The organism is Rugamonas rubra (assembly GCF_900114705.1).
Taxonomy (GTDB): Bacteria; Pseudomonadota; Gammaproteobacteria; order Burkholderiales; family Burkholderiaceae_D; genus Rugamonas; species Rugamonas rubra.
The window spans coordinates 207538-221444 of record NZ_FOTW01000009.1 but is presented as its reverse complement, the minus strand read 5'-3'; the positions used below and the strand labels follow the sequence as shown (position 1 = coordinate 221444).

Here is a 13907-nt window from a genome sequence, read left to right as displayed (position 1 = left end):
CCAGGCTCAGGCGAAGACGTTGAGTGTCGGCGCCGCCAGCGGCGCGAGGTCGTAGGCGCGTTGCAGCGCTTGGCGGCGCGGGTCGGCGGACGCGGTGGCATTGCTTGTCGCGCCGTCGGCCTGCTGGGTTTGTGCGGTGGCCAGCTCGGCGCGGGCCTGTTGTTCCAGCTGCTGGGCCTGGGCCGCGACGGCGCGGTCGGCGCCGGACGGCTCGGCCGGCGCCAGCGCGGCGGCCTGGATGGTGTGGGCGCGGCTGATGGTCTCCTGCGGCGTGCGGCCGGGCGAGGTGTCGATGTGGACCTCGCCGCCGACGGCGTAGTCGATGCCGTTGGGGCCGCGCTGGTAGGTGTAGCTGGCGCCGGAGACGGCCAGTCCGCCGGCGGCGGCCAGGTGGGCCTGCTCGTGCTGGCGCACCTCGGCGTCGCGCGCCTTGAGCTTGTCGATCAGGACCAGGGCCTGCGGCGTCAGTTCGGTGGGCGCGCCGGCGCCGGCGCGCGCGGGGGCGACCCGCTGCGCTGTGGCGGGTGGAACGGCGTTGGCGTTGGCGGTGACGGCGGCGATACTCATGATTGGCTAGGCCTCGCTCTGCCCCGATGATAGCAAATTTGTAGCATTTGCTTGCAATTTCGCGGCGGCCGCGCCTACTGCACGGTGACCACGCTCTTGCCGCCGGCCGAGGGCTGCACCATGATCTTGGTGGCGATCCGCTCGGTCATTTCCTGCACGTGCGAGATCACGCCGACCTTGCGGCCCATCGATTGCAGGCCGTCGAGGGCGTCCATGGCGACGCGCAGGGTTTCGGCGTCGAGGCTGCCGAAGCCCTCGTCGATGAACAGCGATTCGACCCGCACCCGGTTCGACGACAGCGAGGCCAGGCCCAGCGCCAGCGCCAGCGACACCAGGAACGATTCGCCGCCGGACAGCGAGTGCACCGAGCGCATCTCGCCGCCCATGTCGAGGTCGCGCACCAGCAGGCCGAGCGAGGGGTTGGCCGGGTTGGCGATGCGTTCGAGCTGGTAGCGCCGCGCCAGCTGGCGCAGGTGGGCGTTGGCGTAGCCGAGCAGGACGTCGAGGGTGAACTGCTGGGCGTAGTTGCGGAACTTCTTGCCGTCGGCCGAGCCGATCAGCTCGTTCATGCGGGCCCAGCGCCGTTCGACCGCCTCCTGTTGTTCGATCGCGCCGAGCATCGCCTGCGCCTGCTGGCGCCGCGTGTTGTCCTGGGCCAGGCCCAGTTGCAGCGCGGTGGCGGCGTCGTGCCGCTCCTTGCGCTCGGCGGCCAGCGCCGTCATGGCCTCGGCCAGCGTGTCGGCCGATTGCGTGCTGTCGGCCGGCGCGCCGCGCTGGTGTTGCGCGCGCTGGTCCTGCCGTTCGCGCAGCACGGCGGCGGCGTTGGCCAGCGCGCTGTCGAGCGCGCGCAGCGCCTGGCGCTCGGTGGCCAGGGCCTCCTCGGGGCAGGCCAACAGGGCGTGCAGGCCGGCCAGGTCGAGTGGCGTGTCGTCCTGCTGGCGCTGCTGGAAGGCGGCCAGCCAGTCGTCGAGCAGGGCGGCGGCCAGGCCGGCCTGCCTGGCCAGCGCGGCGAGGCGCTGGGTGGCTTGCGCGCCGGCCTCGTCGAGGCGGGTGATGGCGTGGGCGGCTTGTTGGCTGGCGCCGTGCTGGGCCTCCAGCCGCGCCTTGGCGGCGTCGATGGCGCCGCGCAGCGCCGCCTCGATGTCGCGGATCTCGCGGCCGTCCCACAGCGCCATGCGCTGGTCCTGCGCCGTCTTGATGTCGCGCTCGGCCGCCTGGAAGGCGCTGCGGGCCACGCTGGCGGCGGCGCCGGCGGTGGCCAGCGCGTCGGTCAGCGCCTTCAGTTCCACGTCGATGGTGGCCAGCGCGGCGGCGCGTTCGTCGGCGGCGCCGCGCTGGGCCAGCCACTGCCGGCTCTCGGCCTGGCGCGCCTCGTGGAAGCGCGCCGGGCCGGCTTTCCAGTCGTCCTTCCAGCCTTCGCTGGGTAGGTCGTTGCCGCTGAAGGCGGCGTCGAGGTCGTCGAGCAGGGCGCCCAGTTGCAGCGCCACTTCGATGCGCTGCTCGTCGAGCGCCTTGTGCTCGGCGTCGATCTGGGCCAGCGCGGTGCGGGCCTGCGACGTCACCTCGAGCAGTTGGGCGTGTTCGGCGGTGGCCCGTTCGCAGGCCGCCTGCGTCTGGTCGCGCTGCGCGGCGGCCTGCCGCATGGCGCGCTCCTGCTGCTCCAACTGCTGCAGGCCGGCGCTGGCGGCGGCCAGCTCGCTGTGGAACCAGGCGGCGCGTTCGGCTTCGGCGGGCAGCGCCGTGGCGGCGTCGGCCAGCAGCGGGTGGCCATGCCAGGACTGGTTCAGGCGCTCGATGGCTTCCAGCAGCGTGCGTAGTTCGGCCGTCAGCACGCCCAGTTGTTCGATGCTGGCCTGGGCGCCGGCGCGCTGGTCGGCCTGCTGGTCGATATTGGTCTGCGCCAGTTGGCGGCAGCGCGCCACCTCGGCCTGGAAACCGCCCAGCATGGCCTGCATGGCGCCGTCGTTGTGGCGGTAGGGGTGTTCGAGCGCGCCGCAGACGGGGCAGGGACTGTCGTCCTCCAGCGCGGCGCGCAGCGTTTCGACGTTCTCGGCGCAGGCCGCCTCGGCCAGTTTGAGCGAGCGCTCGGCCTGGCCGAAGGCGGCCATGATGCCGATGTGCTCCTGGCGCGCCAGCGCCAGCGCGGCGTCGGCCCGTTCGCGGTTGTGGCGCAGTTGCGCGGACTGGGCTTCGATCTGGCGGCCGCGTTGTTGGCGGGCGTCCAGTTCGATCCAGATGCGCTCGGCGCCGGCCAGCAGCTCGCGCCGCTGGTCGAGCGCGTGGCGCTGGCCCAGCAGCTGGTCGGCGGGGAAGGCGGCCAGCGCGCGCAAGGCTTCCTGGCGCTGCGCCTCGAGCGCGTGCAGGCGCTCCTGGGCGCCGGCCAGCTTGGCGGCGGCGCCGGCCTGGTCGTCGCGGTGGCCCTTGGCGCTGTGCTGCACGCGGGCCAGCGCCTTGCCGAGTTTTTCGGCCTGCGAGGCGGCTTGGCCGGCCTGGACGAACAGCACGTCCCAGCGCGGCCAGGACTGCGCCAGCGCCTGCCAGTGGTGGTGGCGCGCCAGCCAGTCGGCGCCGTTCTGCTGCGACGCTTGCAGCTGCCGGTGTTGCTCCTGTTTTTCCTGTAGCGCGGCCTTGGCGCGGGCGTCGGCCTGGCCGGCCTGTTCGCCGGCCTTGGCCGCCGCGCTGTAGGCGGGCAGCATTGCTTCGATGCGGGCGTCGAGCGCCTTGGCCTGGTCCAGCAGCGGCGCGGCGTCGCGCTGCGCCTGCTCGGCTTGCAGCAGTTGCGCGGCGGCCTGCTCCAACGCGGCGCCGGCCTGGCGCTGCGCCTGCCTCGCTTGTTCGAGCTGGACTGCGTTGCTCGCCAGCGCGGCGCGGGTGGCGTGGTGGTCGGCGTCGAGGCGGGCGATGTCGGCGGCCAGCGGGCGCGCCGCTTGGACGGCGTCGATGCGTTCCAGCGCCTGGCGGCGCGGCGCGGCGGCCTCCAATTGTTCGCCGGCCGCCTGCCAGTCCAGTAGCGCTTGTTGCTCGCCTTGTTGCAGGCGGGCGGCCTGCTGGTGCCAGCGCAGGTCTTGTTCCAGCGCGGCCTTGGCTTGGTCCAGCTGCGCCACGGCGTGGTCGGCGGCGGCGCTGTCGGCTTCCAGTTCGGCGCGCGCCTCGGCCGTCAGCGGGCGCTGGTCGGCCAGGCGCGACAGCAGCCTTTGCAGCTCGGCCTGTTCCTGCTTGGCGCGCTCGAAGGCGCGCATCGAGATTTCGCTGTAGACGGTGCTGCCGGTCAGGGTCTCGAGCAGTTCGCCGCGTTCGTTGTCCTCGGCCTTGAGGAAGGTGGAGAACTCGTTCTGCGCCAACAGCACGGCGCGGGTGAACTGCTCGAAGGACAGGCCGATGCGCCGTTCGATCTCGGCCTTGACCTCGGTCTTGGTGGCGCCGATCGGCTGCAGGCCGGGCAGCTGGTGCAGGCTCATCGCGGTCGGCTGCAGCGCGCCCTCGGCGCGGGTGCGCGAGCGGCGCACGCTCCAGCGCGCGCGGTAGCCGGCGCCGTCGTTGCCGATGAAGTCGACCTCGGCGTAGCCCTCGGCGGCGCCACGGCGCAGCAGCGCGCGGGTGTCCTGCGAGGAGATGGTGTCGCTGCCGACGTCGGGCAGCAGGCTGCGGCCGACCGCCTTGAGCAGGCGCGGCGTGGCGTCGTACAGCGCCAGGCAGAGGGCGTCGAGCAGGGTGCTCTTGCCGGCGCCGGTGGGGCCGCTGATGGCGAACAGGCCGGACGAGGCGAGCGGCTCCTGTTCGAAGTCGACCTGGAACTCGCCGGCCAGCGAGGCCAGGTTTTTGCCGCCAATTTTCAAAATCTTCATGCTGTCTGCTTCAATACGGTTGGGGTGTTCAGGCGGCGGGCAGCATCAGCTCGGCGAAGGCGCTGAGCTGTTCGGCCGGCGCCTCGGCGTTGAATTTTTGCTGGTATAGCTGGCGGAAGATGTCGTCCGGTTTCAAGCGGTCGAGCTGGTCCAGCGTCAGCGTGGCGTCCTCCGGCGCGGCGCCGCGCGGGCCGCTGCTGGTCTCGATCTTGGCCAGGCGCACCGGCTTGCCGTCGAGCGCGGCCTCGATGCGGGCGCGCAGGCCGGGTTCGGGGGCGTCCAGGCGCACGCGCACCTCCAGCAGCGGCTGGGTTTCGATGGGCGGCGCATGGGACGGGGTGTCGGCGTCGGCAGCCTCCGTGGCCGGGGCGGGGAACTCCAGCGCGGCCAGTTCGGCCAGCACCTGCTCGAGCGGCGCCGGCCGCGCCGGCACGCGCAGCAGCTGCACCGCGCGCGGCACCGGGATGGCGCTCACGCCGGCCAGCGCGGCGCCGTCCAGGTCGACCCGCAGCACCTGGTGCTGGTAGCCGATCTCGGCGAACGACAGCGGGATCGGGCTGCCGCTGTAGCGGATGTGGCCCTGCTTGCCGACCGTCTGCGCCAGGTGCAGGTGGCCCAGCGCGGCGTAGGCGATGGCCGGGCCGAAGATCCCGGCCGGCAGCATCTCGGTGCCGCCGATGACGATGCGCCGTTCGGAGTCCTGCGACATCTGGCCGTCGACCATGTGGCAGTGGCCCATGGCGACGATGGCCTGGCCGGGCTGGCGCTTGGCCTCGGCCAGCGCCAGCGCCTGGCGGTACAGCGTGGCGATGCCGGCCAGGTAGGGATCGCCGGGCGGGGCGGGGGCTGCATCGGCTGCATCGGCGCCGTCGGCCGCGTCGACAGCGGCGTCGGCGTCGGCGGCGGCCGGCGCCGGGCGCGGCACGTCGCCGGGGCGCAGGAAGGGCAGGGCCAGGCACCAGGCCTGCACGGCGCCGTCGGCGCCGGTCAGCGGCAGCACCAGCTGTTCCAGGTCGATGGCGCCGGCGGTGTCGCGCGGCACGGCGCCGACCACCCGCGTGCCGTGCGCCTCGAGCAGCGGGCCGGGCGCCTCGAGCCGGCCGGGCGAGTCGTGGTTGCCGCCGATGACGACGATGTTCAGGCGCGGCAGGCGCTCGCCGGCCTGGCGCAGGAAGCGGTACAACTGCTTCTGCGAGGCCGACGAGGGGTTGGCGTTGTCGAAGATGTCGCCGGCGATCAGCAGCGCGTCGGCCTGTTCGGCGGCCAGCGTGTCGAGCAGCCAGTCGAGGAAGCGCTGGTGCTCGTAGCCGCGCTCGAAATTGTGGAGGGACTGGCCCAGATGCCAGTCGGAGGTGTGCAGCAGACGCATGGAGTGAGTGTGGAAACGGCCAGGAAGCGCTCAATATAGCGCAATATGGGCCGGCCCAGAGCAAGCCGGCATTGACGCAGGCCGAAGCGGGGCGCGGCAAGCGGCGCGCGGCGGCGGCGCCGGCGCGCCCGGGCCGCCGTTTAGGCCGCGCTCAGGCCGCGTTCAGGCCGCGTTCAGGCGGCGTCCGAGCGCGCCGGCGCCAGCGCCGGGCCGCTGCGGAAGGTGTTGCGGCCTGCCTGTTTGGCCTCGTACAGCAGCACGTCGGCGCGGTTGAGCAGTTCGGCCGGCGACAGGTCCTCGTCGCTGTAGAAGGTCAGGCCGATGCTGGCCGAGATCGACACGACGATGCCGTTGAGCTCGAACGGCGCCTGCATCGCCGCGACGATCTTGCCGGCCAGCGCGGCGGCGTCCTCGACGCGGCTGATGCGCTCCATGATGATGGTGAACTCGTCGCCGCCGAGGCGGGCGATGGTGTCGCTGGCGCGCATGGTGTGGGTCAGGCGCGCCGAGAAGGACTTCAGCAGGGCGTCGCCGACGCTGTGGCCGAAGGTGTCGTTGACCGGCTTGAAGCGGTCGATGTCCATGTACATCACCGCCATCATGGCGGCGTTGTCGCGGCACTGGGCCATGCTGTCGTTGAGCTTTTGCAGGAAGCCGGCGCGGTTGGTCAGGCCGGTCAGGGCGTCGATCTGCGACAGCTTGAGCAGGCGCTGCTTCTCGCGCTTTTGCACGGTGATGTCCTGGCGCATGACGTGGAAGCCGACCACGCGGCCGCCCTCGGCGTCCCTCTGCGGGATGTAGACCACCTCGAAGCAGCGCTCGTAGCCCAGGCTGTGGTCGTCCTCCTCGAACGACAGCGTCTCGCCGGCCAGCGCGCTGGCGATGAACGGCGCCAGGAAGGCGTAGCGCGTGGCGCCGACCATCTGCAGCACGCTCTTGCCCAGCACGTGCAGGCCGCTGCGCGAGAACTCGCGCTCGTAGGCCAGGTTGTGGAAGCGGTAGATCTCGTCCTCGTCGAGGTAGGCGATCATCGCCGGCAGCGTGTCGGCGATGGTGCGCAGCCGCGCCTCGCTCTCGCGCAGCGCCATCACCGAGTCGCGCACCACGGTGATGTCGTCGACCGTGCCGACGTAGCCGTAGACCTTGTCGTCGATGCGCATGACGGCGATCTTGAACGAGACCCAGGCCACCGTGCCGTCCGGGTGCACCACCCGCAGCGTGTCCTGGAACGGCTGGTGGTCCCGGCTGAGCCGGCGCAGCGCCTGTTGCAGGGCGGCGCGGTCGTCCGGGTGCACCGCCGCCAGCCAGGCGTCGCCCAGCGCCTGGGCGCGGGTCAGGCCGGTGACCGCCTCGAAGGTGCGGTTGACGTAGGTGCAGTGGCCGGCCGCGTCGGCGCGGATCAGGCCGAGCGGCGAGGCGTCGTTGACGGCGGCCAGCTCGGCCTGCTTCTTGCGCATCGCCAGCTCGGCCTCCATGCGCGCGGCGATGTCGCGCGTGGTGACGGCGACGCCGTCGTCGATGGCGACGATCTGGTGGTGCAACCAGTGCGGCCCGCCGGGCAGGAAGCTGAGCTGGAACTCCTCCTCGAGCGGCTGGCCGGTTTGCAGCACGGCCAGGTATTTGTCGAGGTAGCCCTCGCTGCGCAGCGCCGGCAGCACCTCGCACACGCGCCGGCCGAGCAGCTCGGCGCGCGGCAAGCCGACCAGCGCGGCGCCGCGCTCGTTGAGGTCGGCGAAGGTGAAGTCGACGATGCGCCCGCCGCGGCGGCCGTGCTCGCGGCAGGCCTTGAGCAGGAACACCGCGTCCAGGCTGGCGTCGGCCGCCGCGCGCTGCATGTGCTGGGCCTCGGTGGCGCGCCGGGTGGTGCGGCGCAGGCGCGCCGCCTGCTGCATCAGCAGGCCGACGAACAGCAGCACCAGCGCCGAGGCCACCAGCAGGGCGCCCAGGTAGCGGCGGCGCAGCTGCTCGAAGCGGGCCAGCGCGTTGCCCGCCTCGATGCCGACCACCGCCATCAGGCCGTAGCGCGGCAGCTCGCGGTGGCTGTAGATGCGCTCGATCCGGTCGAACGGGTGTTTGAGCAGCAGCTCGTCGCCGGCCCGCACGGCCGGCTCGGGGGCGGCGAAGTCGATGCTGTCGCTGACCACCAGCTGGCCGCCGACGCGGCCGGTGCTCAGGCCGCTGTCGCGGCCGATCAGCAGCACCGCGCCCTGTTCGTCGACGTTGATGCGGTCGTAGTCCTCGACGAAGTTGGTCGGGTCGATCATGATGACGAACACGCCGGCGAAGCTGCCGTCGGCGTGGTTCAGGCGGCGCGACAGCTGCACCAGCCAGCGCTTGGTGCGCGGCTCGACCAGCGGGGTCGACACCAGCACGATGTCGTTCGGCTCGGCGGCGTGGCTGGCGAAGAAGGGCTGCCGGCCCAGCGCCGGGTCGAAGCTGCCGTTGCGGCTGTCGAGCAGGCGGCCGTCGGCGCCGAGCAGGGCCAGCGGCGGGTCGAGCTTGGACGGCAGCAGCGAGTCGAGCAGGCCGTCGCGGCGGCTGAACTCGTCCAGGCGCAGGGTGCCGCCGCTCTGTTCGAACTTCAGTTTGAACAGCTGGGTGGCGTGGTCGCACTGGCGCAGCAGGTGGTCGGAGTGCTCGGCCAGCGTGCGCGCCAGCGACTGCGCGCGCAGCACCGCCTCGAGGTGGGCGTTGTCGCGCTCCTGGCCGATCTGGTAGGTCACCGCCGCCCACATCGAGGCCAGCAGCGCCAGGGCGAAGGCGGGCAGCAGCAGCGCCCGGTACAGGCGGCGCAGGGGCGTGTTAAGCGTGCTCAATTGGGCGTCGGCGGACAAGAGTCATGGCGGCGGTCTTTCCCCGGCGCGGGCCGGTGTCTCATGTTTTCCCCATTCTGCCCGGATTTGCCGCGCTTGGGGGCTTGCCCTGAGAAAATATTCGGCCGGCCCGGGCGACGCCGCCCCGCGGCGGGCCCGGCGGTGGCACAAAAAATACAGGAATTGCCGATTTCTCATTAGAATAGGCGTGCCGCGCCGGCCGCCGCCGGCGGCGACGCTGGCAGACGACAAAAGAGACGACAAAAGGACCCGGGATTTGACCGAATTGACACTCAGCCTGGCCGCCGCGCGCGCGCTGCACCTGGCCGCGCAGGGGCTGCTGCAGCCGCGCCGCCGCAAGGCCAGGGCGGACGACCTGCTGGCCGCCATCCGCCAGATGGGCGTGCTGCAGATCGACACCATCCACGTCGTCGCGCGCAGCCCCTACCTGGTGCTGTGGAGCCGGCTGGGCGACTACCCGCAGGCCTGGCTGGAGCGGCTGCTGGAGGACGGCGCGCTGTTCGAATACTGGGCCCACGAGGCCTGCTTCGTGCCGATCGAGGACTACGCCCTGTACCGCCACCGCATGCTCGACCCGGCGGCGATGGGCTGGAAGTACTCGGCCACCTGGATGCGCGAGCGCCGCGCCGAGGTCGACGCGGTGCTCGAGCACATCCGCGTCAACGGGCCGACCCGCTCGTCCGACTTCGAGCGCGGCGACGGCAAGGCCGGCGGCTGGTGGAGCTGGAAGCCGGAGAAGCGCTCGCTGGAGGTGCTGTTCACCACCGGCGCGCTGATGATCGCGCGGCGCCACAACTTCCAGCGCGTCTACGACCTGGCCGAGCGCGTGCTGCCGGACTGGGACGACGGCCGCCTGCCGACGGCCGAGGCGGGCGCCCGCGCGCTGCTGCTGAAGGCGGTCAAGGCGCTCGGCCTGGCCAAGGCCGGCTGGACCGCCGACTACTTCCGCAGCAAGGGCGCGCGGCCCGACCTGGCGGCGCTGGTGGCCGAGGGCGCCCTGCTGCGCGCCCGCGTCGCCGGCTGGGACGAGCCGGTCTACATCCACCCCGAGCACGCCGAGTTGGCGGCCGCCGCCGCCGCCGGCGCGCTGACGGCCAGCCTGACCACCATCCTGTCGCCGTTCGACCCGGTGGTGTGGGACCGCCGCCGCGCCCTCGAGCTGTTCGACTTCGACTACCGGCTGGAGTGCTACACGCCGGCCGACAAGCGCCGCCACGGCTACTTCTGCCTGCCGATCCTGCGCCGCGGCGCGCTGGTCGGCCGGGTCGACGCCAAGGCGCACCGGCGCGACGGCGTGTTCGAACTGAAGGCGCTGCACATGGAGCCGGGCCTGCGGCTGAGCGCGCGCCTGGTCGACGACGTCGCCGCCGCGCTGCGCCGCTGCGCCGCCTGGCACGGCTGCGCGCAAGTGCGGCTGGAGCAGTGCGCGCCGCAGGAGTTCGCCGCGCCGCTGGCGGCCGCGCTGGCCGCCGACGCGCAGCGGGAGGCGGCATGAGCATCCAGCAGCCGGCCAGCCGGCACGACGAGGGGCCGGCCGCGCTGCCGGCCGCGCCGGCCGGCGTGATCGGCGCCGACGGCCTGCCGCGCTTCGGCCGCTACGCCGGCCAGGTAGACGGCTTCGACTGGGCCGCGCTGGCCGCGCCGTACGCGCGCGGCGCGCTGTGGCGCCGCTTCCACCACAAGCGCTGGCACTATGTGGCGCTGGCCACCGAGCACGTCTTCTGCGCCGTCGCCATCGTCGACGTCGGCTGGACCAGCACCGCCTTCGCCTACGCCTTCGACCGCGACGACGCCGACATGATGGCCAACTTCTCGCAGGACGGCCTGCCGGGCATCTCGGCCAGCCTGGCCGGCCACGCCGGCGGCGCCAGCCGCTTCCGCACGCGCAAGAGCAACATCGCGATCGACAGCGACGGCGCCGGCCGCCACCGCCTCGAGCTGCGCTGCGACCACGTCGAGATCGACGCCGAGTTCGGCCCCGGCGCGGCGCCGCTGCTGCTGGCCGTCGGGCCGATCGCCGGGGGGGCGGTGCACGCCACGCAGAAGTCGTCCGGCATGCCGCTGACGGGCCAGGTGCGCACCTGGCGCGACGACTACGACCTGGCCGGCGGCGTGGCCAGCTACGACTACTCGAACGGCCTGCTGGCGCGCGAGACGGCCTGGCGCTGGGCCTCGGCGCACAGCCTGGAGCTCGGTTTCAACCTGCAAGCTGGCTACTTCGGCGCCAACGAGAACGCGCTGTGGCTGGACGGCCGCATCTACCCGCTCGGCCCGGCGCATTTCTTGTACGACGCCTCGGACCCGCTGGCGCGCTGGCACATCTTCACCGAGGACGACCTGCTCGAGCTGCACTTCACGCCGGACGGCGCGCGCCGCGAGGACAAGAACCTGCTGGTGGCGGCCAGCCGCTACCTGCAGCCGATCGGCACCTTCACCGGCTGGGTCAGGAGCGGGCCGGAGCAGCCCAAGCGCATGGTCCACCAGCTGGTCGGCGTGACCGAGGACCACCACTCGCGCTGGTAGAAAAACAACAGGGCGGCGGCGAAAAGGCCGAAAGCCGGGTTAAATGGCGCGCCGGCGGCGCACGGCGGGCGCACGGCAGCGATAATGCAGGCATACGCCAAAGGGCCCGGACCATGAGCATCAGAAATCTCGACCGATTGTTCAAACCCCGCTCGGTGGCCGTGATCGGCGCCTCCGAGCAGGCGCAGCGCATCGGCACGCGGGTGCTGGCCAACCTGGCCGAGGGCGGCTTCGACGGCGTCATCTGGCCGCTCAACCCCAAGTACGACATGCTGCACGGCCTGCGCTGCTACCCCAGGGTGGCGGCGCTGCCCGGCGCGCCCGACCTGGCCATCCTGTGCACGCCGCCGGCCACCATCCCCGGCCTGATCGCCGAGCTGGGCGCGCGCGGCTGCCGCGCCGCCATCGTCATGACGGCCGGCCTGGGCGCGCTCAAGGGCGGCGGCGGGCGCAGCCTGCGCCAGGCCATGCTGGACGCCGCCAAGCCGCACCTGCTGCGCATCCTCGGCCCCGGCAGCGTCGGCCTGCTGGTGCCGGCGCTGGGCCTGAACGCCAGCTTCGCCCACATCGGCGCCGGCGCCGGCAAGCTGGCCTTCGTCTCGCAGTCCGGCGCGCTGGGCACGGCGGTGCTGGACTGGGCCAGCCTGCGCGGCATCGGCTTCTCCAAGTTCGTCGCCATGGGCGAGGGCGCCGACATCGACTTCGGCGACCTGCTCGACTACCTGGCGGCCGACAACGACACCTCCGCCATCCTGCTCTGCCTGGAGCAGGTCAGCGGGGCGCGCAAGTTCATGTCGGCCGGCCGCCTGGCCGCGCGCGGCAAGCCGGTGATCGTGCTGAAGGTCGGCCGCGACCGCGAGGGCGACGCCGACGCCGTGTTCGACGCGGCGATCCGCCGCGCCGGCATGCTGCGGGTGCACTCCACCGAGGACCTGTTCGACGCCGTCGAGACGCTGGCGCGGGCGCGCGGCCAGCGCGGCGAGCGGCTGGCGGTGATGACCAACGGCGGCGGCCTGGGCCTGATCGCCGCCGACGCGCTGCTGGCCGGCGGCGCCCAGCTGGCGCCGCTGTCGGCCGCCACCGCCGAGCGGCTCAGGCAGATGGCCGCGCCGGCCGCCAACCCGCTCGACCTGCTGGCCGACGCGCCGGTCGAGCGCTACGCCGGCGCCGTCGCGGCGCTGCTGGGCGAGCCGCAGGCCGACGCGCTGCTGTTCCTGCACGCGCCGACGGCGATGGTGCCGAGCCTGCGCATCGCCGAGGCGGTGGCGCCGCTGTTGCAGGCGGCCGGCAAGAACGTGCTGTCGTGCTGGCTGGGCGGCAGCGCGGTGGCGGCGGCGCGCCAGCTGTTCGCCGGGGCCGGCCTGCCGACCTACGACACGCCGGAGAAGGCGGTGCACGGCTTCCTACAGATCGCCCAGTACCGGCGCAACCAGGACCTGCTGATGGAGGTGCCGGCGCAGCTGCCGGCGGCGCCCGAGCGGGCCGCCGCGCGCGCCGTGGTGGCCGCCGCGCTGGCCGCCGGCCGGCGCGAGCTGAGCGAGATGGACAGCCAGGCGGTGCTGGCCGCCTACGGCATTCCGCTGGCCGCGACGCGGGTCGTGGCCGACGTCGAGGGCGCGCTGGCGGCGGCCGCCGCGATCGGCTACCCGGTGGCGCTGAAGGCCAGCGCGGCGGCGCTGGGCCGGCGCGCCGACGTCGGCGGCGTGGTGCTCGACCTGGAGGACGCCGACATGCTGCGCGCCGCCGCCGGCGCCATGCGCGACCGCCTCAAGCGGCTGCGCCCGGACCTGGCCGGCACCGGCTTCGTGGTGCAGCAGATGGCCCGCCGGCCGGAGGCGCAGGAGCTGGCCATCGGCGTCCACAACGACGCCGTGTTCGGCCCGGTGATCGTGTTCGGCCAGGGCGGCCTGGCCGCCGAGGTGGCGGCCGACCGCGCCGTCGGCCTGCCGCCGTTGAACATGGTGCTGGCGCGCGACATGGTCGGGCGCACCCGCGTGGCGCGCCTGCTGGCCGGCTTCGGCCAGCGCGCGCCGGCCGACCTGGAGGCCATCGGCCGCACCCTGGTGCAGGTGGCCGAGCTGGTGGCCGACCTGGCCGAGCTGGCCGAGCTGAGCATCAACCCGCTGCTGGCCGACGCCGCCGGCGTGCTGGCGCTCGACGCCCACATCCGCCTGGCGCCGCCGCGCCCCGCCTGCGCCATGGCGATCCGGCCGTATCCGCAGGAGCTCGAGCAGACAGTGGCCTGGCAGGGCGGCAGCGTGCTGCTGCGGCCGATCCGCCCGGAGGACGCGCCGCAGCATCTGGCCTTCTTCAACGCGCTCGACCCGGACGACGTGCGCCTGCGCTTCTTCTCGGCGATGCGCGAGCTGCCGCCGGCCCAGCTGGCGCGGCTGACGCAGATCGACTACGACCGCGCCATGGCCTTCATCGCCACCCGCGCCGGCGCCGACGGCCAGCCCGAGACGCTGGGCGTGGTGCGGGCGGTGGCCGACCCGGACAATTTCAGCGCCGAGTTCGCCATCGTGGTGCGCTCCGACTTGAAGGGCAAGGGCCTGGGCCTGGTGCTGTTCCAAAAACTGGTGGATTACTTCCGGAGTCGGGGCACGGCCGAGCTGAGCGGCGAGGCCCTGTCCGAAAACGGTGGCGTGCAGCACCTGGTGCGGCGCTTCGGCGGCGAGGTGTTGCCGCGCGACGAGGCGGGGACGGTCGGATTGCGTCTCGAATTGCAAGGAACTCGGCCGCGCTTGTGCTAGGTCAAAACGGTCTTGT

Annotated in this window: 7 protein-coding genes; 3 read left to right on the top strand and 4 right to left on the bottom strand. The window is 73.1% G+C overall.

Annotated features, from left to right (window positions below):
• Positions 1–6: 6 nt before the first annotated feature.
• The 4 genes from BM252_RS10155 to BM252_RS10140 all read right to left on the bottom strand — a co-directional run bounded on the left by BM252_RS10155 (position 7) and on the right by BM252_RS10140 (position 8597).
• Positions 7–567 (bottom strand): putative metalloprotease CJM1_0395 family protein, encoded by a 561-nt coding sequence (locus BM252_RS10155; protein WP_093387072.1) that lies wholly within the window; start codon positions 565–567, stop codon positions 7–9.
• Between the two features lie 74 nt (positions 568–641).
• Positions 642–4412: an AAA family ATPase gene (locus BM252_RS10150; protein WP_093387069.1), complete on the bottom strand. Its 3771-nt coding sequence runs from the start codon at positions 4410–4412 to the stop codon at positions 642–644.
• A gap of 28 nt (positions 4413–4440) precedes the next feature.
• Positions 4441–5781 (bottom strand): exonuclease SbcCD subunit D C-terminal domain-containing protein, encoded by a 1341-nt coding sequence (locus tag BM252_RS10145; protein ID WP_093387066.1) that lies wholly within the window; start codon positions 5779–5781, stop codon positions 4441–4443.
• A gap of 173 nt (positions 5782–5954) precedes the next feature.
• On the bottom strand, positions 5955–8597 hold the full coding sequence (locus BM252_RS10140) for a diguanylate cyclase domain-containing protein (RefSeq protein ID WP_245774180.1): 2643 nt from the start codon (positions 8595–8597) through the stop codon (positions 5955–5957).
• Between the two features lie 274 nt (positions 8598–8871).
• Between BM252_RS10140 and BM252_RS10135 the strand changes: the two genes are divergently transcribed.
• The 3 genes from BM252_RS10135 to BM252_RS10125 all read left to right on the top strand — a co-directional run bounded on the left by BM252_RS10135 (position 8872) and on the right by BM252_RS10125 (position 13891).
• Positions 8872–10110 (top strand): winged helix-turn-helix domain-containing protein, encoded by a 1239-nt coding sequence (locus BM252_RS10135; protein WP_093387064.1) that lies wholly within the window; start codon positions 8872–8874, stop codon positions 10108–10110.
• The gene (locus BM252_RS10130) at positions 10107–11138 is read left to right on the top strand and encodes a DUF2804 domain-containing protein (RefSeq protein ID WP_093387061.1); all 1032 of its coding nucleotides are present in this window, start codon (positions 10107–10109) and stop codon (positions 11136–11138) included. The genes BM252_RS10135 and BM252_RS10130 overlap by 4 nt, the downstream gene beginning before the upstream one ends.
• A gap of 113 nt (positions 11139–11251) precedes the next feature.
• A complete protein-coding gene (locus tag BM252_RS10125) occupies positions 11252–13891 on the top strand; it encodes a bifunctional acetate--CoA ligase family protein/GNAT family N-acetyltransferase (protein WP_093387059.1) in 2640 nt (879 codons plus the stop codon).
• Positions 13892–13907: the final 16 nt, after the last annotated feature.

What these genes read in the sequence shown, in the direction of transcription:
- BM252_RS10155 (WP_093387072.1), bottom strand. Translation starts at nt 567, where the DNA reads ATGAGTATCGCCGCCGTCACCGCCAACGCCAACGCCGTTCCACCCGCC.
- BM252_RS10150 (WP_093387069.1), bottom strand. Translation starts at nt 4,412, where the DNA reads ATGAAGATTTTGAAAATTGGCGGCAAAAACCTGGCCTCGCTGGCCGGC.
- BM252_RS10145 (WP_093387066.1), bottom strand. Translation starts at nt 5,781, where the DNA reads ATGCGTCTGCTGCACACCTCCGACTGGCATCTGGGCCAGTCCCTCCAC.
- BM252_RS10130 (WP_093387061.1), top strand. Translation starts at nt 10,107, where the DNA reads ATGAGCATCCAGCAGCCGGCCAGCCGGCACGACGAGGGGCCGGCCGCG.
- BM252_RS10125 (WP_093387059.1), top strand. Translation starts at nt 11,252, where the DNA reads ATGAGCATCAGAAATCTCGACCGATTGTTCAAACCCCGCTCGGTGGCC.